The organism is Flavobacterium sp. (assembly GCF_040402955.1).
Classification (GTDB): Bacteria; Bacteroidota; Bacteroidia; order Flavobacteriales; family Flavobacteriaceae; genus Flavobacterium.
Genome location: NZ_JBBALQ010000001.1, coordinates 233,008 through 252,574, shown reverse-complemented (window position 1 = coordinate 252,574; position 19,567 = coordinate 233,008). Strand labels below are relative to the sequence as shown.

At 33.8% G+C, this 19,567-nt stretch carries 16 protein-coding genes; 5 read left to right on the top strand and 11 right to left on the bottom strand.

Annotated features, from left to right (window positions below):
* Positions 1-58 precede the first annotated feature (58 nt).
* Positions 59-1,081, bottom strand: a complete 1,023-nt coding sequence (gene ruvB / locus ABWP78_RS01105; protein ID WP_353168060.1) for a Holliday junction branch migration DNA helicase RuvB — start codon at positions 1,079-1,081, stop codon at positions 59-61.
* A 321-nt stretch (positions 1,082-1,402) separates the two neighbouring features.
* Here ruvB and ABWP78_RS01100 point away from each other — a divergent pair, with 321 nt between their 5' ends.
* Genes ABWP78_RS01100 through mgtE form a run of 3 tightly spaced genes read left to right on the top strand, consistent with a single transcriptional unit; the run spans position 1,403 to position 3,895 of the window.
* Positions 1,403-1,729 carry a DUF4286 family protein gene (locus ABWP78_RS01100; RefSeq protein ID WP_353168058.1) on the top strand — a complete coding sequence of 109 codons (327 nt, stop codon included), beginning with the start codon at positions 1,403-1,405 and terminating at the stop codon, positions 1,727-1,729.
* Between the two features lie 47 nt (positions 1,730-1,776).
* Positions 1,777-2,553 carry a 16S rRNA (adenine(1518)-N(6)/adenine(1519)-N(6))-dimethyltransferase RsmA gene (rsmA, locus tag ABWP78_RS01095; protein WP_353168056.1) on the top strand — a complete coding sequence of 259 codons (777 nt, stop codon included), beginning with the start codon at positions 1,777-1,779 and terminating at the stop codon, positions 2,551-2,553.
* The gene (gene mgtE, locus ABWP78_RS01090) at positions 2,543-3,895 is read left to right on the top strand and encodes a magnesium transporter (protein WP_353168054.1); all 1,353 of its coding nucleotides are present in this window, start codon (positions 2,543-2,545) and stop codon (positions 3,893-3,895) included. The genes rsmA and mgtE overlap by 11 nt, the downstream gene beginning before the upstream one ends.
* A gap of 148 nt (positions 3,896-4,043) precedes the next feature.
* Here the strand turns inward: mgtE and ABWP78_RS01085 are convergent, their stop codons facing one another.
* The 8 genes from ABWP78_RS01085 to ABWP78_RS01050 are packed head-to-tail and all read right to left on the bottom strand — an operon-like array spanning position 4,044 to position 15,604.
* Complete coding sequence (locus ABWP78_RS01085) at positions 4,044-5,810, bottom strand: cytochrome c oxidase subunit I (protein WP_353168052.1); 1,767 nt, start codon at positions 5,808-5,810, stop codon at positions 4,044-4,046.
* 29 nt (positions 5,811-5,839) lie between these two features.
* Entirely contained in the window at positions 5,840-7,000 is a 1,161-nt protein-coding gene (locus ABWP78_RS01080; RefSeq protein ID WP_353168050.1) for a cytochrome c oxidase subunit II, read from the bottom strand.
* Positions 7,001-7,023: 23 nt separating this feature from the next.
* On the bottom strand, positions 7,024-8,571 hold the full coding sequence (locus tag ABWP78_RS01075) for a quinol:cytochrome C oxidoreductase (protein ID WP_353168049.1): 1,548 nt from the start codon (positions 8,569-8,571) through the stop codon (positions 7,024-7,026).
* Positions 8,572-8,597: 26 nt separating this feature from the next.
* On the bottom strand, positions 8,598-9,158 hold the full coding sequence (locus tag ABWP78_RS01070; protein WP_353168048.1) for a c-type cytochrome: 561 nt from the start codon (positions 9,156-9,158) through the stop codon (positions 8,598-8,600).
* 5 nt (positions 9,159-9,163) lie between these two features.
* Positions 9,164-9,688 carry a DUF3341 domain-containing protein gene (locus ABWP78_RS01065; protein ID WP_353168045.1) on the bottom strand — a complete coding sequence of 175 codons (525 nt, stop codon included), beginning with the start codon at positions 9,686-9,688 and terminating at the stop codon, positions 9,164-9,166.
* A gap of 11 nt (positions 9,689-9,699) precedes the next feature.
* On the bottom strand, positions 9,700-11,139 hold the full coding sequence (nrfD, locus tag ABWP78_RS01060; RefSeq protein WP_353168103.1) for an NrfD/PsrC family molybdoenzyme membrane anchor subunit: 1,440 nt from the start codon (positions 11,137-11,139) through the stop codon (positions 9,700-9,702).
* 24 nt (positions 11,140-11,163) lie between these two features.
* Entirely contained in the window at positions 11,164-14,229 is a 3,066-nt protein-coding gene (locus ABWP78_RS01055; RefSeq protein ID WP_353168043.1) for a TAT-variant-translocated molybdopterin oxidoreductase, read from the bottom strand.
* A 31-nt stretch (positions 14,230-14,260) separates the two neighbouring features.
* Positions 14,261-15,604, bottom strand: a complete 1,344-nt coding sequence (locus ABWP78_RS01050; RefSeq protein WP_353168042.1) for a c-type cytochrome — start codon at positions 15,602-15,604, stop codon at positions 14,261-14,263.
* A 209-nt stretch (positions 15,605-15,813) separates the two neighbouring features.
* Between ABWP78_RS01050 and ABWP78_RS01045 the strand changes: the two genes are divergently transcribed.
* Both ABWP78_RS01045 and ABWP78_RS01040 read left to right on the top strand, forming a co-directional pair.
* Complete coding sequence (locus tag ABWP78_RS01045) at positions 15,814-16,206, top strand: SPOR domain-containing protein (RefSeq protein ID WP_353168039.1); 393 nt, start codon at positions 15,814-15,816, stop codon at positions 16,204-16,206.
* Positions 16,207-16,258: 52 nt separating this feature from the next.
* Positions 16,259-18,457, top strand: a complete 2,199-nt coding sequence (locus tag ABWP78_RS01040; protein WP_353168037.1) for a TonB-dependent receptor plug domain-containing protein — start codon at positions 16,259-16,261, stop codon at positions 18,455-18,457.
* A gap of 93 nt (positions 18,458-18,550) precedes the next feature.
* On the opposite strand, the gene ABWP78_RS01035 is transcribed toward ABWP78_RS01040, so the two are convergent.
* Both ABWP78_RS01035 and ABWP78_RS01030 read right to left on the bottom strand, forming a co-directional pair.
* Positions 18,551-18,790, bottom strand: coding sequence for a 4a-hydroxytetrahydrobiopterin dehydratase (locus ABWP78_RS01035; RefSeq protein ID WP_353168034.1), 240 nt, complete (start codon positions 18,788-18,790; stop codon positions 18,551-18,553).
* Positions 18,791-18,795: 5 nt separating this feature from the next.
* Entirely contained in the window at positions 18,796-19,542 is a 747-nt protein-coding gene (locus tag ABWP78_RS01030; protein WP_353168032.1) for a maleate cis-trans isomerase family protein, read from the bottom strand.
* Between the last annotated feature and the right edge of the window lie 25 nt (positions 19,543-19,567).

Sequence of the window (19,567 nt, the reverse complement as noted above, 5' to 3'; positions counted from 1 at the left end):
ATCCGATAGCTCCCGCTCCACAAAGTCTCCTGACTTTGAGCTAAGCATAAAAATAAAACTAAAAAAGTTCCCCTTGGTTTAGGTTTTTTATTCTTCCTAAATGTTTGTATGCTTTTTCGGTAGCTTCACGGCCTCTGGGTGTTCGCATTAAAAAGCCTTCTTGAATTAGAAAAGGTTCATATACTTCTTCAATTGTTTCTCCGTTTTCTGATACTGCTGTGGCTAAGGTGGTTAATCCAACAGGCCCTCCTTTGAATTTGTCAATTAAAGTCGTTAAAATTTTATTGTCCATTTCGTCTAAACCATTGGCATCTACATTTAGGGCTTTTAAGGCGTAACGTGCTATTTCTATATCAATGCTTCCGTTTCCTTTTATTTGAGCAAAATCGCGAACTCTTCGTAATAAAGCATTGGCAATACGAGGTGTGCCTCTACTTCTTCCAGCAATTTCTATAGCGGCTTCTATATCAATAGGCACTTTTAATATTCCCGAACTTCTTTCGATAATAGTGGCTAATAATTCAGTATTATAATAATGTAAACGACTCTGGATTCCGAAACGGGCACGCATTGGTGCGGTTAACAAACCAGAACGTGTAGTGGCGCCCACTAACGTAAACGGATTTAAATTAATTTGAACCGAACGGGCATTTGGACCCGATTCAATCATAATGTCAATTTTATAATCTTCCATAGCAGAATACAAATATTCTTCTACTATTGGCGATAAGCGATGAATTTCGTCAATAAATAACACATCTCGTTCTTCTAAATTGGTTAGCAAACCTGCTAAATCGCCTGGTTTATCTAATACTGGACCCGATGTAATTTTGATACCGACACCCAATTCGTTAGCTAAAATACTCGCTAAAGTAGTTTTTCCTAATCCCGGAGGACCGTGAAACAGGGCGTGGTCAAGCGCTTCACCACGTTGGTTTGCTGCTGCCACAAATATTTTTAAATTTTCAAGCACGTGGTCTTGTCCTGCAAAGTCGTCAAAACTTAACGGTCGCAGTGCTTTTTCAATATCTAATTCTTGTGGCGTAAAACGCTCTTTGTTCGGATCTAAATTTTCATTCATTTTACAAATATAATTAGAAGTTGGAAGTTAGATGTTGGAAGTTGGAAGTTTTTTTGTTTTTGAACACAAATTGGAGAAATTTTTGAAATTTTTGAAATCTCTTTACAACTTAAGCGATGGAATTGCAGGTTTATGCGTGAGGGATTGAAGTGGAGCTCTTTTTTGTTCCGATTTTTCTTCGGAACAAAAAAAGCGGGAGCGGAAAGCCCGACCCATAGGGGCACGCCCAAATAAAAAAGAAATGAATTGTTGCTATTTTTGAAATTTGAATTGGCATTGAACTTTGATATTTAAAAAGTATCTTTGTAAAAAATTAAGCATATGATTATTTATAATGTTACCATAAATATAGACGACAGTGTTCACGACCAATGGTTAAATTGGTTAAAGACCAAACATATTGGAGACGTTTTGGCTACCGGCTGTTTTTATAAAGCGAAACTTTCAAAAGTTTTAGTGGAAGAAGAAATGGGAGGAACTACTTATTCTATTCAATATTCCTCAGAAAGTAAGGAAAAACTTCAAGATTATTACAACACTTTTGCTCCTAAATTACGAGAAGAAGGGATACGCTTGTTTGGTGATAAAATGTTGGCTTTTAGAACAGAATTAGAAGTACTAAACGAGTTTTTCGGTAATGAAAACTAATTCATTTACGAATTGGGATTTACGAAGTTGAAATTTAAATAAAATATATGTCAGTTAAAGCCAAAAAACATTTAGGTCAGCATTTTCTTAAAGATGAAGGCATTGCGCAGCAAATTGCCGGTTCGTTGGTAGGTTCTAACTACAAAAAAGTATTAGAAATTGGTCCCGGAATGGGAGTTTTAACTAAATATTTATTAGAAAAACCTTACGAAACTTATGTTGTAGAAATTGATAAGGAATCCGTAACCTATTTAGAAGCCAATTATTTAAAATTAGCAAACAAGATTTTCTCTTTAGATTTTTTGCGTCACGATTGGCAAACGGCTTTTAAAGACGAGCAATTTGCTATAATTGGGAACTTCCCTTATAATATTTCCACGCAAATTGTGTTTAAAACCTTAGAATTACGTCAATTTATTCCAGAATTTTCAGGAATGTTTCAAAAAGAAGTGGCAGAACGAATTTGCAGTAAAAAAGGCAGTAAAGTATATGGTATTTTATCCGTTTTGGCACAAGCCTTTTACGATGTTGAATACTTATTTACGGTACCACCAACGGTTTTTAATCCGCCACCGAAAGTAGATTCGGGTGTGATGCGGATGACGCGAAAAGAAAATTACGATTTGCCGTGCGATGAAAAATTATTGTTTAAAGTGGTGAAAACGGCTTTTCAGCAAAGAAGAAAAACATTAAGAAATAGTTTAAAAAGTTTAAATTTATCCGATAAATTACAAGAAGATACTATCTTTGCACAAAGACCAGAACAATTATCTGTAGAAGAATTTATTTCTTTAACACAAAAAATAGCGGCAGATGGAATTTAAAATCAGTAAAGAACTTATCGCGCAAATTGAAAATTTAATTCAACAAAATAACATTGTTGAATTGGAAAGCATTTTGCATGAAATTCACTTTGCTGATATTGCTGAAATTATGAATGATTTGGATACGTCTGAAGCCATTTATATTTTCAACTTATTAGATTCTGAAATTACTGCAGAAATTCTTCTTGAACTTGATGAAGAAGTTCGTGAAACTATTTTAAGCACCTTATCTGCAAAAGAAATTGCCGAAGAACTTGATGAATTAGACACGGATGATGCGGCAGATATTATTGCCGAGTTACCGCAATCTAAAAAAGCACAGGTAATTTCGGAGCTTGAAGATGTGGAACACGCCAAAGATATAGTTGACCTGTTACGATATGACGAAAATACCGCAGGTGGTATTATGGCAAAAGAATTAGTACGAGTAAACGAAAACTGGAACGTGTTAACTTGCGTGAAAGAAATGCGACTTCAGGCAGAAAATGTTACTCGAGTACATTCAATTTATGTAGTAGATGACGAAGACCGTTTGAAAGGTCGTTTGTCGTTAAAAGATTTGTTGACCACTTCCACCAAAACGCAAATTAGCGATATTTACATAAAAAAAGTAGATTACGTTAGAGTAGAAACTAAAGATGTAGAAGTAGCCCGAATTATGCAGAAATATGACTTAGAAGCCATTCCTGTTGTAGATGAATTAGGCAGATTAGTAGGTCGCGTTACAATTGACGATATTATTGATATTATAAAAGAAGAAGCCGATAAAGATTACCAGTTAGCTGCCGGTATATCGCAAGACGTTGAGGCAGATGATAGTATTTTGGAACTGACCAAAGCGCGATTACCTTGGTTGGTTTTGGCTTTATTTGGTGGTTTTATTTCCGTAAAAGTATTGGGTATTTTTGAACCAATGATGGAAAGTCACAGAATGTTGTTATTCTTTACTCCACTTATTGCTGCAATGGCGGGAAATGTGGGTGTACAATCTAGTGCTATTGTGGTGCAAGGTTTGGCAAACAACTCCATTACAGGAAGTTTATGGAACCGATTGCTAAAAGAATTATCCTTAAGTTTATTAAACGGAAGTATTTTAGCTGGGATTTTAATTCTTGGGAGTCATTTTCTACTTGGCTACGAATTTATAATTGGTATTACTGTATCTATAGCCCTATTGAGTGTAATTGTAATTGCCTCATTAATTGGAACATTTATTCCAATAGTCTTAGATAAATATGGTGTAGATCCTGCTTTAGCGACAGGACCATTTATAACTACCAGTAACGACATCATGGGAATTATTATTTATTTTACTATTGCCAAATTGGTGTTGGGGATTTAAAAATGTAAATTAATATTGCAACTTTATTATTTACAAATTATCATCAATTAATGAATGAATTTGTGTGGCAAAGAAAAAATCCAATTACTAAATCTTAAATAAATCCACAAAAAAAGTCCTAATTTTCATTAGGACTTTCTTATATATTTTAGTGATGTAATTCTACTTCACCTTCTTTCATTAGTATGTTTTGCGGTACAAAATCTTCATCATGACCAGGTTTACTGTAGTCATATGGCCAACGGTGTACAGCTGGGATTTCTCCTGGCCAGTTACCGTGCATGTGCTCTACTGGTGCAGTCCATTCTAAAGTATTAGAACGCCAAGGATTCATCGGTGCTTTTTTACCTTTGAAAATACTGTAGAAGAAGTTCCAAAAGAAAACCAATTGGAACGCAGCTCCAACTAAAGCAAAAACAGTAATTAATACGTTTGTATCTGCTAACTCATCAAATAAAGGAAAGTTAGAATTGGTATAATATCTTCTTGGTAAACCTGCCATTCCAATAAAGTGCATTGGGAAGAAAACCCCGTAAGCACAAACTGCAGTTACCCAAAAGTGAATATATCCTTGTGTTTTGTTCATCATTCTTCCGAACATTCTTGGGAACCAGTGGTACACCCCAGCAAAGAATCCGTATAATGCTGAAATACCCATTACTAAGTGGAAATGCGCAACTACGAAATACGTATCATGCACGTTAATATCCAAAGTACTATCTCCTAAAATGATTCCTGTTAAACCTCCAGTTATGAAAGTAGAAACCAAACCAATTGAGAATAACATACCAGGGTTTAATTGTAAGTTACCTTTCCATAATGTAGTAATATAGTTAAACGCTTTTACAGCAGATGGAATTGCAATTAATAAGGTTGTGAATGTAAATACCGAACCTAAGAAAGGATTCATTCCTGAGATAAACATGTGGTGACCCCATACAATTGTAGATAAGAATGCAATAGCTATAATTGATGCAATCATCGCACGGTATCCAAAAATTGGTTTTCTAGAATTCGTTGCAATTACTTCAGAAGTAATTCCTAATGCTGGTAATAATACAATGTAAACTTCAGGGTGACCTAAGAACCAGAATAAGTGTTCAAATAATACTGGAGAACCACCTTGGTAATGTAACACTTCACCTTTAATAAATATATCAGATAAGTAGAAAGAAGTGCCAAAACTTCTATCGAAAATTAATAATAATGCCGCAGAGAACAATACAGGGAAAGAAATCACACCAATAATTGCAGTTACAAAGAAAGCCCAAACTGTAAGTGGCAATCTTGTCATTGTCATACCTTCTGTTCTTAAATTAATAACGGTTACGATATAATTTAATGAACCCATTAATGAAGATGCAATGAAAATAGCCATTGAAACTAACCATAAAGTCATTCCCATTCCAGAACCTGGAATCGCTTCTTCAATTGCAGAAAGTGGTGGATAAATTGTCCAACCCGCAGATGCAGGACCCGATTCAACGAATAATGAAGCAATCATAACAACACAAGAAATAAAGAACATCCAGAATGATAACATGTTCATAAAACCAGACGCCATGTCTCGGGCACCAATTTGCAATGGAATTAATAAATTACTAAACGTACCTGATAATCCCGCCGTTAGTACAAAAAAGACCATAATAGTTCCATGTATGGTTACTAAAGCCAAGTAAATATCATTTCTCATAACTCCACCCGGAGCCATTCTTTCTCCCAAGAATACTTTAAATATTTCAAAAGATTCTTCTGGCCAAGCAATTTGCATTCTGAAGAATAAAGATAAAACTACCCCTATAATTCCCATCAACAAACCTGAAATTAAGTATTGCTTAGCAATCATTTTATGATCAATACTAAAAATGTATTTAGTAATGAAAGTATCTTTATGATGACCGTTATCGTGTGACATAATAATTATATTATTTTTTTAATCTTAATTTAATTTTTTCCTACAACTTGCGCTAACATTTTAGTAGTATCTACTACAACTTTAGCATCTGCAGGATTTGCTGCAGGATCAACTTTAGGAGCATCAGCTTCTTTTACTACTGCAGAAATAGTTTTTTGTTCTCTTAACCATTTTTTGTAATCTGCTTCCGACTCTACAATAATTTTCAATTGCATGTTGTAATGAGAAGCACCACAAATTTTATTACATAATAATAAATAGTCAAAAGTATATGGTTCTAAAGCTGGTTTACCTTCAGCTAGTAATGCTTGAGATTTCTTGGCTCTAATTTTATTAATTCCATCAACTTTTTTCATCATCATAGCGGTACCACGCATATCTTCAGTAGTTAAAGTAGGAACAAATGCAAATTGAGTAACCATTCCAGGGACACAGTTCATTTGAGCTCTAAAGTGAGGCATGTAAGCAGAGTGCAAAACATCTTGAGAGCGCATTCTGAAATGTATTTTCTTACCAACTGGTAAATGAATTTCCGCCACAACTTTATCATCTTGTGAAGCTGGATCTGCCATATCAACACCAAGTGTATTTACATCTTTTATGTAACGAACATTGGCTTTACCTAGCGTGTTGTCTTCTCCAGAATAACGTGCTTGCCAACCGAATTGTTTGGCATATAATTCAATATTGATAACTTCTTCATCTTCATTTACAAACATAATTTGATTCCAAGTAAACAATCCGTAAAGAATTAAAACAGCTAATACAATTACTGGAATTATGGTCCACAATGCTTCTAATTTATTATTATCTGCAAAATATAATGCTTTCTGACCTTCTTTACCTCTATATTTAAAAGCAAAATAATGCAATAAAAACTGGGTAAAAGTTTGTACAAAAAAGATAGTTGCCATTGAGATATTCATCAATCTATCTACATCTTTACCGTGCAATGATGCTGGTGTGTCTAGTACAAAACTTCCCCATTTAACAAATGAATAAATTGTAAAAATGTATATAAATGCAAGGAAACCAAACATTAAATATCCATTTATATTGTTGTCTTTATCTGTCGCTATTGCAGAATCATCTTTTGCAGTACCAATTTGAGTTAGACTAAATATCTTAGATAATTGCCAAGCGGCAACACCTAATAAAACTATGATTAAAAGTATCAATAAACCGTTCATTTGTTTATTTCGTTAATTAATTATTAATAATGAAAATGTTTGCTTTCTTCTATATAAGGATTTCCTTCTGAAGCTAATGGTTCTTTTGTTAATGCTGTGAACACAACAAAAATAAATAATCCTGCGAAGAAAAGTACCGAACTAATTTCTGATACTCCAATAAACCATTGATCACCAACAGTTGCAGGCATAATCATGTTAAAGAAATCAACATAATGACCCGTTAATATTACAATACCAGCCATTACAACTACCCAATTAAGGCGTTTAAAGTCAGCATTCATTAATATTAATAATGGAAATACGAAATTCATCACAACCATTCCGAAGAAAGGTAAATTGTAGTTTTCAATACGAGTTACAAAATAAGTAACTTCTTCAGGGATATTAGAATACCACATTAACATGAATTGAGAAAACCATAAGTATGTCCAAAAAACACTGATACCAAACATAAATTTAGCTAAATCATGTAAATGCGATTTATTAACTTCTGGTAATAAACCTTTATTTTTTAAATAAATAGTTGTTAATGCAATCGTAGTGATACCGCTTACAAAGAAACTTGCAAAAACATACCAACCGAATAACGTACTATACCAGTGAGGATCTACAGACATAATCCAATCCCAAGACATCATAGATTCAGAAATAATGAAGAACACTAAAAATATCGCTGCAGCATTATAGTTTTTCTTAAAGAAAGACATATCCCTCGTTTTGTCTAGTTTAATTGAATTTTTTCTTGACACATATCTATATAAATTCCAACCAAATAAGAAAATTACGGCTCTAATTAAGAAAAAAGGTACATTTAAAAATCCGGTTTTACCTGCAATAATATGGTCATAATTAGGACTTTTCGGATCAGCAACACCATCAGCCATCCATGTGAACATGTGATTAAAATGGAAACCTGCTAATAATAACAATACGAAGAAAATAATAGAACCAGGTAAAACATAAGCAGTAATTCCTTCCATTACTCTAAATAACATTGGCGACCAACCTGCTTGGGCTACCCATTGGATGGCATAAAAGGCTAAGGCACCAACAGCTATTAACATAAAGAAAATACAAGCTACATATAATGCAGACCATGGTTTATTTTGCAATTGGTGTTTTACGTGCTCAACATGTTCTTTATGTTCCGCCTCGTGATTAACTATTTCTTTGTTGTACTTACTTACGTAAACGTCACTTTTTTGGTTTGTTACAACAGGAGCAATGGCTACTACTGTAGAGTCATGTGATTCGTGAGCAGCAGTATCAACAGCGACGTGAGCCACTTCATGATCTGATGAATCTACACTTACAGCTTTATGAGTTGAAGCTTCGTGAGAAGTGTGTGCTTCTGCATTAACATGTTCCTCGTGAGAATCATCAGAATGCGTTGCTGCGGCATGAGTATCGTGGTGTGCACCACCATGATGAGCTTCTTGCTCTTTTAAGATGGCTTCAACGTCTTCGTTAGTTTTAGGTGCCGTCCAGAAACCGTAACCGATTCCTAAAATACCTAATACCATTAAGGCGAATGAAAAGCTTTTTAATCTACTAGAAAACTGGTACATATTTTTATTTTTTCTAAAAAGTAATACTATTTTAATTCTGATTTAAGTTTCAAAACATAATCAGCTACTTGCCATCTTTCTTCTTTTGACAACTGATTTGCATGTGAACCCATTGAGTTGATACCATATGTAACAATATGAAAAATGCTACCTGCAGTTACTTCTCTATCTTTATAACTAGGAACGCCTAGAAATTTTTCTCTTTTAACTAAATTTCCTTTTCCATCTCCTGCTTCACCGTGGCAAATTGAACAATAAATGGTAAACAATTCTTTACCTCTTTCTGTATCAATTTTGTCAGAAGTTATATCTGAACCTAACGTTTTAGAAAAAGCATATCCTTCTGGCGTATTAGGGATTTCATAAGGAACAAAACCTTGTTTGATAGTTCCAGCTGGTGGTATTTGACTAACTCTTCCTTTTTCTCCCGTTGGAGAATTGAATGCTTCAGATTCTCCATAGGTTTCATAAGAAACAGGCTCATACATGTTTGGAAAAAACTGATAATTAGGTGCAGATTTATCAAAACAAGAAGTCATTAGCAAAGATGCTCCTACTAATGTCAATATATTTAAAATACTTTTCATACCTATTAATGCTTATCAATTACTTTTACTTCTACTGCTCCAGTGTTTTTAAAGAAAGAAACCAATTCTTCTTCGTTATCATGAACACCAACTTCCATTAAAAAATGGTCATCCGTTGTTCTTACATCTGGATTTTCTGCTTGTTTGAATGGCCATAATTTACTTCTCATATAAAAAGTAATAACCATTAAGTGAGCGGCAAAAAACACGGTCATTTCAAACATAATCGGAACAAAAGCCGGCATATTTTCTACGTAACTAAAACTTGGTTTTCCTCCAATATCTTGTGGCCAATCTTGAATCATTATAAAACGCATCATAGTTGTTGCAACCGATATACCTACTATTCCGTATAAAAATGCACAAATTGCAAGTCGTGTTGCTGGTAAACCCATAGCCTTATCTAGTCCGTGAACTGGAAATGGCGTGTAGACTTCTTCAATGTGATAATGTGCGGCTTTAGTTTTATGAACTGCTGCTAACAAAATATCATCGTCGTTATATATAGCGTGTACTACTTTATTACTCATAATTCTTTATATTAATGATGATCGTGTCCTTCATGTGCATCATGTCCGTGATTGTCATGATGTGGTTTACTATCTCCTCTTTCTCTTTTAAAATTATCTCCAGATGATTTTAAGATTGTTTTTACTTCAGCTTGAGCAATTACTGGGAAACTTCTTGAATATAATAAGAATAATACGAAGAAGAATCCAATAGTTCCAATGAATATACCTGCATCTACAAAAGTAGGTTGAAACATTGTCCAAGATGATGGTAAATAATCTCTGTGTAAAGAAGTTACGATAATTACGAAACGCTCAAACCACATTCCGATGTTTACCACAATAGAAATAACGAAAGAAAACGCAATACTTGTTCTTAATTTTTTAAACCACATAAATTGAGGAGAGAACACGTTACAAGTCATCATTAACCAATATGACCACCAGTAAGGCCCAGTTGCTCTGTTTAAGAAAGCATATTGTTCATATTCTACACCTGAATACCAAGCTACAAATAATTCTGTAATATAAGCACAACCTACAATAGAACCCGTAATCATAATAATGATATTCATCAATTCAATATGTTGTACAGTAATATAATCTTCTAAACTTGATACTTTACGCATTACAATTAACAGCGTGTTTACCATTGCAAAACCAGAGAATACAGCACCTGCCACAAAATATGGAGGTAAGATGGTTGTATGCCAACCTGGAATTACTGAAGTAGCAAAGTCAAAAGATACAATAGTGTGTACAGAAAGTACAAGAGGCGTAGCTAAACCTGCCAATACTAAAGATACTTCTTCAAAACGTTGCCAGTCTTTTGCTCTTCCACTCCATCCGAAAGATAGAATAGAATATATTCTTTTATTAAAAGGTGTAATGGCTCTATCTCTAAGCATTGCAAAATCTGGTAATAAACCTGTCCACCAGAAAACCAATGATACAGATAAATACGTTGAAATTGCAAATACGTCCCATAGTAATGGTGAGTTAAAATTCACCCATAATGATCCAAATTGGTTTGGAATTGGTAATACCCAATACGCCAACCATGGACGACCCATGTGAATAATTGGGAATAAACCAGCTTGAATTACAGAGAAAATAGTCATTGCCTCTGCAGAACGGTTAATCGCCATTCTCCATTTCTGACGGAATAATAATAGTACTGCAGAAATAAGTGTTCCTGCGTGACCAATTCCTACCCACCAAACGAAGTTGGTAATATCCCAAGCCCATCCAATTGTTTTATTTAAACCCCAAGTACCGATACCTGTTGTGATTGTGTATACCATACAACCAAGTCCCCAAAGGAACGCAGCTAATGCTATTGAAAATACTGTCCACCATAATTTGTTAGCTCTTCCTTCTACCGGACGAGCTACATCTACGGTTATATCGTGATAAGATTTATCACCAATAACCAAAGGTTTTCTAATGGGTGCTTCGTAATGAGACATAATCCTTTATATTGTTTCTATTAATAATTATTTATCGTTTCTTACCTTAACGTGATACATTACGTTTGGTTTTGTTCCAATGCTTTCTAATAAATGATACATTCTGTCGTCTTCTATAAGTTGCGCAACATCTGATTCTTTGTTATTAACATCACCAAAAATCATAGCTCCAGAAGTACAAGCTGCGGAACAAGCGGTTTGGAAATCATCTTTCCCAACTTCTTTTCCATCTTTCTTAGCTTTTAGTATTGTAGCTTGAGTCATTTGGATACACATTGAACATTTTTCCATAACCCCACGAGAACGTACATTTACATCAGGATTTAATACCATACGACCTAAATCGTCATTCATGTGGTAATCAAATTCATCATTCTTGTTATACAAGAACCAGTTGAAACGTCGTACTTTATACGGACAGTTATTAGCACAGTAACGCGTACCTACACATCTGTTATAAGCCATATGATTTTGACCTTGACGAGAGTGCGATGTAGCTGCAACTGGACAAACTGTCTCACATGGAGCGTGATTACAGTGCTGACACATTACAGGTTGGAAAACAACTTGTGGATTAGCAGAAGGATCTTCCATTTCTTGTAATGTAGAAACCGTTTCTGTTAAACCTTTTGAGCTATCTTTCTTAACAATATCATTAGAGAACGTTTCTTCAGAAGAATAATATCTGTCAATTCTTAACCAGTGCATATCACGGCTTCTTCTAACTTCAGTTTTTCCAACAACGGGTACATTATTTTCTGCGTGACATGCGATAACACATGCGCCACAACCTGTACAAGCATTTAAATCGATAGATAAGTTGAAATGGTGACCTGTAGTTCTGTCAAAAGAAGTCCATAAATCTACTGATGTAGCAGCAACTTCTTTGTGATCTAATGAAACAACTGGTGTTGGATTATAAATTTCCTTATCACCTGCTTCATTTGCTTTATTGAAAATAGTTAAAGTAGTATCTTTTACGATGTCCCCTCTACCCATTAATGTTCTTTGTAATTGTACGCAAGCAAACTCATGTTCCCCCTCAGTTAAAGTAACTGAAGCCGTTTGATTTGCGTTTCCGTTTGCGTATAATGTGTAAGCATTAACGCCTGTTTGCATTTCGTCTTTTAATGCTTCTTTTCTACCATATCCAAAAGCCAAACCAATTGTTCCAGCAGCTTGACCTGGTTGAATAATTACTGGTACATTTTCTAAAGTAGCGTTTCCAACTTTAATTGAAACATAACTTCCGTTTAAACCTCCGTTTGCTACATTAAAGTTTTCTAATTTATATTTTTCGGCATCTGCTTTAGATACGGTTACATAGTTATCCCAAGATACTCTTGTAATTGGATCTGGAAACTCTTGTAACCAAGGGTTATTGGCTTGTTGCCCATCTCCCATTCCAACTTTACTGTATAAAACTAAGTCTAAACCATTAGATTTTGCAGATGAAAGTTTTGTAGCTGAAGCTCCGAAATTACCTGCTTGTGCAGAGACATTACCAGAAGCTGAAACAGCAAAACCGTCATGAACCGCTTGATTCCATGATTTCCCACCTAAATTAGTGGCAGCAAAACCTTTTAAGAAATCATAATATGGTGTAGCATTATCATTCCAAGTTAATAAAGCTTCTTGAAATTGTTTCGTATTGAATAATGGACGAATTGTTGGTTGAGCAATACTGTAGTTAGAACGTGTTATTGCAACATCATTCCAAGACTCTAAATAATGACTTGCTGCTGCAGCGATGGTAGTCTTAACAGCCGTTTCATCTTCTTTAGTTGAAAATGCTACAGATAATTTTACTTTTCCTAAACCTGCAACAAATTCTTTAGAATTGGCTAAAGTATATACTGGATTTACGCCACTCATAATTAATGTGTGTACTTTTCCAGCATTCATATCCTTTACTAATTGAGCAACCGCTTTTGCGTCTCCTTTTCTAGTAAGTTTTGCATCAGAAGGATTAAAAGCTTCAGATTTTAAAGCTAAATTGATACCCAACACTAAATATTGTGCATCAAAATCATCTAAACCTGTAACCACAACTCCTTTAGAACCTGCAGCTTTTAATTGTTGTGCTGCTTTTTCAACTTCTTTATCTAAAGCACCAACACTATTTACAGAAACATTAGAACCTGTAACCGCATTATATAATTTTACTAAAGCTAATTTTTGACCAGCAATAGTTAACGGAATTCTTTTATCAGCATTAGCCCCAGCCAATGACATATTTGATTCAATTTGAATGTGTTTAGACATTTTCCCGTTTTTCGGAATACGTCCTTTTGCATAACTTGCATCAAATCCGCCACCTTGCCAATCTCCAAGGAAATCTGCACCAACAGAAACAATAGTATCTGCATTAGCGAAGTTATAATTTGCTAAACCTCTGAAACCGTAAACAGCTTGAAAAGCATCTAACGCATTTGAATCAGAAATTGCATCATATATAATGTGTTTAACATTTGTATATTTAGTTGCTAAATCTGAAATTAATTTATCTGTTGAAGGACTTGCTGTTGTGTTTGTCAAAACTACAACTTGACCGCCTTTTGCTTTAGCATCAACTAAACTAGCTTTTACTTTTGCATTTACTTCATTCCAAGTGGCTTCTTTTTTAGAAATTTTAGGATTTTTTAATCTTAAATTATCATATAAAGACAAAACAGAAGCGTGAACTCTTGCATTAGCTCCAGTTACGGCACCTTCAGTAGTATTGTTTTCAACTTTAATTGGACGACCTTCACGAGTTTTGATTAAAATATTTGCAAAATCATAACCATCCGCAATAGTTGTAGCATAATAATCTGCTACACCTGGGATAATTTCTTCTGGTTGAACCACATAAGGAATTGACTTAATTACCGGACCTTCACAAGCTGCTAACGATGCTGCGGCTGTACTGAAACCTACGTACTTTAAAAAGTCACGACGCGAAGTAGATGAATTTGAAAGATTTTCTTTATCACCTAAGAACGCATCAACAGGTATTTGCTCTACAAATTCGTTGCTTTGTAACGCCTCAACAATAGAACTATTTTCATTTAGTTCTTCAACACTTTTCCAGTATTTTTTGTTTGATGCCATTGTATATAGATATTAACTTCTTATATTATTATTAATAGTGACATTTACCACATTCTAAACCACCCATTTGAGCAGCTGTCAACTTAGAAACACCTAATTTCTTAGATAATTGTTCGTGGATTTTTTTGTAATAACCATTGTCTTCAACTTTCACATTTGTTTCTCTGTGACAATTGATACACCAACCCATTGTTAAAGGTTGTGCTTGTTTCATTACTTCATACGTTTGCACTTCACCGTGACATTTTTGGCATTCAATACCACCAACAGTTACGTGTTGTGCGTGATTGAAATATACGAAATCTGGTAAATTATGAATTCTAACCCATTTTACAGGTTTTGTTTTCCCAGTATATTTTTGAGTGGCTTTATCCCAACCCACTGCATCATATAATTTCTGAATTTCTCCAGTGTAAAATTCCTTTGTGTATTCCACATAAGTAGAATCTTTAGAACCTTGGAATTCAGCAATGTTTTTATGACAATTCATACACACATTTAATGAAGGAATACCTGAATGCTTAGAAACCCTTGCAGAAGAGTGACAATACTTACAGTCAATACCATTTTCACCTGCGTGTATTTTGTGTGAATAATGAATTGGCTGAATTGGCTCATATCCTTGGTCTACTCCAATTTGCATCAAATAACCATACATAAAATATGCAGATGTTAATAAGAAGAAAATAGCAGTAACCACCATTATAAACTGATTTTTCACATAAGCCTTAGCAAAAGAAACAACCGCAGTAGTAGGATTTGTTCCTTCTGGAACATCAACACCTTCTTTTTTAGCAAGGTTACGCATTAATTTGTTCACAGAAAAAAGCACAAAAATCAAAGCACCTAATATAAATGCTAACACACCTAATATTAAGTTATTTGAAAGACCTCCTTCTGAAGCTACAGCAGTAGCACCAACAGCGGCTTTTGGTGTTTCAGCAGCCGGAGCCACTTCCATAGTATATGCTATAATATTATCAATGTCACCAGTTGATAATTGAGGAAAAGCCGTCATATTTGCTTTCGCATATTCTTCGTACACTTTTACTGCTTTAGCATCACCAGACTTAATAAGGTCTGAACTATTTTTAATCCATTTGTACAACCACGCTTTGTCATACTTATCGCCAACACCTCTCAATGCAGGACCAGTCATTTTTGCATCTAATTTGTGACAAGCCGCACAATTAGTGTTAAACAATTCTTTTCCTTTAACCGCATCACCTGAACCACTTGCTGGTGCCGCTGCAATAGCAGTAGGCGCAGCAGCTGCAACAGCTTCTTGCGCAGAAACGCTAACTGCAAACAAAGCAGAAAACGCTAAAGAAAAGATAGTTTTTGAAAACGATTTAGGGTTACCCAACTTTTTCATATTAAAAATTAATTATCAAACTTATTTTTTGGAATGATTTTAGCGAATGCTTAATCATACTCTTTTTAAAAACTTGCACAAAAATACAACATTAGAATAATTATAAAAACCTTAAATTTATCTTAAAATGTAATTTATTTTAATTCTAAATAAGATTAAGGTTTATAATTTAAAACTTAGTAATAAATTTGCAATAAATATCATTCATTATGAAGACTTTAAATAAAATTATCACATTCACAATCTTTATTTCAACATTTTTGTTTGCGCAAAATATTTTTTCGCAAACATCAAAAAAAATAATTGAACAAGATGAAAAAATTGAAAAATTGCTTCAAGAAAAAAGAAAAAACAATTCTGGCATTACTATAAATGACAAATTTAAGATTCAAATATTTTTTGGAAACATAGAAGAATCTAAGAAAACATTACTTGCCTTTAAAAAAGAATTTTTACAAACAGACGGAACTATAGTTTATAGCAATCCGTCATATAAAGTTTGGGTAGGAAGTTTTAAAAGTAAAATTGAAGCCGAAAAAGCGCTAATTCTAATAAAAAAGAAATACCTAAGCGCAGTAATTATTGAACCTAATAAAAAATAAACTCGGTTTCATGGCATAATTTTTGATATGTTATTTATTTAAATGGTTAAAAATGATAAAAAAATGCTCATTACTTTTTGGTTTTCTGATAATAAACATACAATTATCTTTTAGTCAAGAAGTTACAGATACTATCAAAACACAAAATATTGAAGAAATAAAAATCAATTCTAAGAAAATTACAATTGATAAAAATCAAACGCCTTCACAAATTGAAATCTTTTCAAAAGAAAAAATAGAATTTCAAAACTTTCAAAGCACCGCAGATATGTTGGCAAATTCTGGAGCGTTATTTGTTCAGAAATCGCAACAAGGTGGTGGGAGTCCAGTAATTAGAGGATTTGAATCCAGCCGAATTTTACTATTGGTAGATGGCGTACGAATGAACAATCTAATTTTCAGATCGGGTCATTTACAAAATGTAATAACTGTTGATGAAAATTTCCTAGAAGCGACATTGGTGCAATATGGCCCAACCTCCTCATTATACGGAAGTGATGCGCTTGGAGGTTCGGTAAATATGATTACGAAAAACGCAAAGTTAATTGATGGTTTTACTGGAAATTTTAATACACGATATTCTTCTGTAAACGAAGAGAAATCAGGCTATTTTGACATTAATTATGGAGACAAGAATTTTGCATCGTTAACTGCTTTTTCATACAATGATTTTGGTGATTTGAAAATGGGAAAATCTAAAAATCATAATGGCGATTTCTTTGGAGAAAGAACAAAATATGTTGAAACCATAAATGAAGTTGATGTTTTAAATCAAAACGACAACAAATATGTACAAATTGGAGGTGGTTTTAAACAATACAACTTCATGCAAAAATTCGTATACAAATCTAAAAGCGGTTTTACTCATAGTGCCAATTTTCAATATTCAACCTCTTCAAACATCAATAGATACGACCGATTAACAGATCCTGCTGGTACAGGTTTAAAAAGTGCCGAATGGTATTACGGACCACAAAAAAGACTTTTAGGGGTATATAGTTTGGAAAAAGAAAATGTGTTTTCCAATACCGATTTCAAATTAGATGCGGGTTATCAAAACGTGGAAGAAAGTAGAATGAATAGAAATTTTGGGAATTACAACCTGCAAAACAGAATAGAAAATGTAAATATATATTCATTAGCCGCCAATTTTGAAACCAAATTAAAAAGAGGAAATTTATATTATGGTTTTGAAAATTATTATGATAATTTAAAATCGACTGCCTTTAAAAACAACATAAACACAGGTGTTGTAGTGCCATTAGATACCAGATATCCGAATGGAAAAAACAATATGATGCGAAATGATATCTATGTTTCATACACTTCCAAAAGATATGTAGCTACCAACTTTTCTATGGGTGCAAGAATTGGATACGCTACTCTTACTAGTACAATAGCTGATAATTCAATAATACCTTTACCTTTTAATGAAATAAAACAACAAAACTTAATCTATAGCGGAAACATTGGTTTAGTTCATAACGCTTCGGAAAATTTTATCCTTAAAACCAATGTAAGTTCTGGTTTTAGAGTGCCGAATATTGATGATTTAGCAAAAATATTTGAATCTGGCGCAGGAACTTTAATTGTTCCAAATAAAGATTTAAAACCAGAACAAACATTAACTGGAGATTTTGGATTTGTTTTAAAGTCTAAATCGAACAAACATCAATTTGACACTACCTATTTTTACACGCAATTATACGATGCCATTGTAACAGACAGCTTTACTTTTAACGGACAAAATACCTACGATTTTGGAAGTGGCGACGTAAGAAAGGTAATCGCAAATCAAAATTTAGGAAAAGCATTTGTAACAGGTGTAAACGGGAATTTCAAAACTACACTCGCAAAAAACGTGCAATTTAATGGTTCCTACAATGTTACTTTGGGCAGAGTTACTACTAATGGAAACAGAAGACCTTTAGATCATATTCCTCCTCATTTTGGAAAATTAGGGATAAACTTCAATCCAAAATGGGCTGATTTTGAAGCTTATATGTTATTTAACGGGAAAAAACAATTAAGTGATTATTCTACAAGTGGCGAAGACAACTTGGTTTACGCGCCTACAAATGGGATGCCAGCTTGGGAGACTTACAATTTTAAAGCGGCAACAAAATCAATAGAAGGATTTACTTTATTTACAGGAATAGAAAATATTTTAGATACACAATATAGAAATTTTGCATCCGGAATTAATGCTGCAGGAAGGAATATTTATGGTGGGGCAAAATATAGTTTTTAAAAGTTAATTTTATTACTAGAAACTTCAAAAACTTCCAAATTTTATCTCATCAAGTAAAAGAAATCACAAAAAACCAATTACATTGTTAAAGATTTAATTGCTAAACAAACCATCAATTTTTTCAGCCAGTTGATAATCTAAATTGGTAATTTCATTTTTGTCATAAGTATATAAAGTGATTTCTAATTGAAAGGCTTTGTGGACTTTACAATCGGGGTGGTGGTTAATTTCATCAGCATAATTAGCCACTTTTAAAAGAAAGTGTACCAATTCTGTTTGCGATTTAAACTTAAAATTGTTTACTAGTTTTCCGTCAATTACGTTCCATTCCATAATATTTAATATTTACCGTTTAGAAGTTCCCCGCCGATTGCCGATTTAGCTTCGATACCTAGCTTTTTCATCATTTCAAAGGTAGTACAAACCGCCGCTGATGTAACTGGAATACCACATTCAGCTTGAATTAAATCAATAGCTTCCAATGATGGCATTTGTACACAGGCTGAAGCAACCAAAACATCTACATCTTTCAAATCCAATTGTTTATAGATTTCTAATAAATTCATTGGATTTTGAGCGGCTACTTCTAAATTATCTGGAATTTCTAAAGCTATACTTTGTTTTACTTTAATGCCTTGATTTTCGATATAATCCACCACCATATCTGTTAATGGTCGCATATAAGGTGTAATAATCGAAATTTGTTTCGCACCCAAAACCTTTAATCCGTTAATTAATGCACCTGCAGAAGTTACAATTGGCGTTGGAAAATCATTAGCAATTGTTTCTTGGTGCAAATTTACTTCCGATACACAATGATACCCGCGTCCCATACTCATAATGGCTACTAAACAGGCATAACCCATCACATCTACTTGAGCATCTGACAACTCTTGAGCACATTTCAAACTCATCGCATCCATCGCTTCCAATTCTTCTTTGGTTACTTTTTTCATGCGCATTCTACTGCTATGAAACGTAAATCGCTCAGGTAAAATGGTTTCACGAGAGCGAAAAATGGCTGGTATTTCGGTTTCCATCGTTACGTTTGATGATGGAACTATTTGTCCTATTCTGTATTTCATTTTATTATTTGTTTTGTTTCGCAGA

Bases quoted from the DNA above. Each gene is read 5' to 3' on its own strand.
- ruvB (WP_353168060.1), bottom strand. From the start codon at position 1,081: ATGAATGAAAATTTAGATCCGAACAAAGAGCGTTTTACGCCACAAGAA.
- ABWP78_RS01100 (WP_353168058.1), top strand. From the start codon at position 1,403: ATGATTATTTATAATGTTACCATAAATATAGACGACAGTGTTCACGAC.
- rsmA (WP_353168056.1), top strand. From the start codon at position 1,777: ATGTCAGTTAAAGCCAAAAAACATTTAGGTCAGCATTTTCTTAAAGAT.
- mgtE (WP_353168054.1), top strand. From the start codon at position 2,543: ATGGAATTTAAAATCAGTAAAGAACTTATCGCGCAAATTGAAAATTTA.
- ABWP78_RS01085 (WP_353168052.1), bottom strand. From the start codon at position 5,810: ATGTCACACGATAACGGTCATCATAAAGATACTTTCATTACTAAATAC.
- ABWP78_RS01080 (WP_353168050.1), bottom strand. From the start codon at position 7,000: ATGAACGGTTTATTGATACTTTTAATCATAGTTTTATTAGGTGTTGCC.
- ABWP78_RS01075 (WP_353168049.1), bottom strand. From the start codon at position 8,571: ATGTACCAGTTTTCTAGTAGATTAAAAAGCTTTTCATTCGCCTTAATG.
- ABWP78_RS01070 (WP_353168048.1), bottom strand. From the start codon at position 9,158: ATGAAAAGTATTTTAAATATATTGACATTAGTAGGAGCATCTTTGCTA.
- ABWP78_RS01065 (WP_353168045.1), bottom strand. From the start codon at position 9,688: ATGAGTAATAAAGTAGTACACGCTATATATAACGACGATGATATTTTG.
- ABWP78_RS01055 (WP_353168043.1), bottom strand. From the start codon at position 14,229: ATGGCATCAAACAAAAAATACTGGAAAAGTGTTGAAGAACTAAATGAA.
- ABWP78_RS01050 (WP_353168042.1), bottom strand. From the start codon at position 15,604: ATGAAAAAGTTGGGTAACCCTAAATCGTTTTCAAAAACTATCTTTTCT.
- ABWP78_RS01045 (WP_353168039.1), top strand. From the start codon at position 15,814: ATGAAGACTTTAAATAAAATTATCACATTCACAATCTTTATTTCAACA.
- ABWP78_RS01040 (WP_353168037.1), top strand. From the start codon at position 16,259: ATGATAAAAAAATGCTCATTACTTTTTGGTTTTCTGATAATAAACATA.
- ABWP78_RS01035 (WP_353168034.1), bottom strand. From the start codon at position 18,790: ATGGAATGGAACGTAATTGACGGAAAACTAGTAAACAATTTTAAGTTT.
- ABWP78_RS01030 (WP_353168032.1), bottom strand. From the start codon at position 19,542: ATGAAATACAGAATAGGACAAATAGTTCCATCATCAAACGTAACGATG.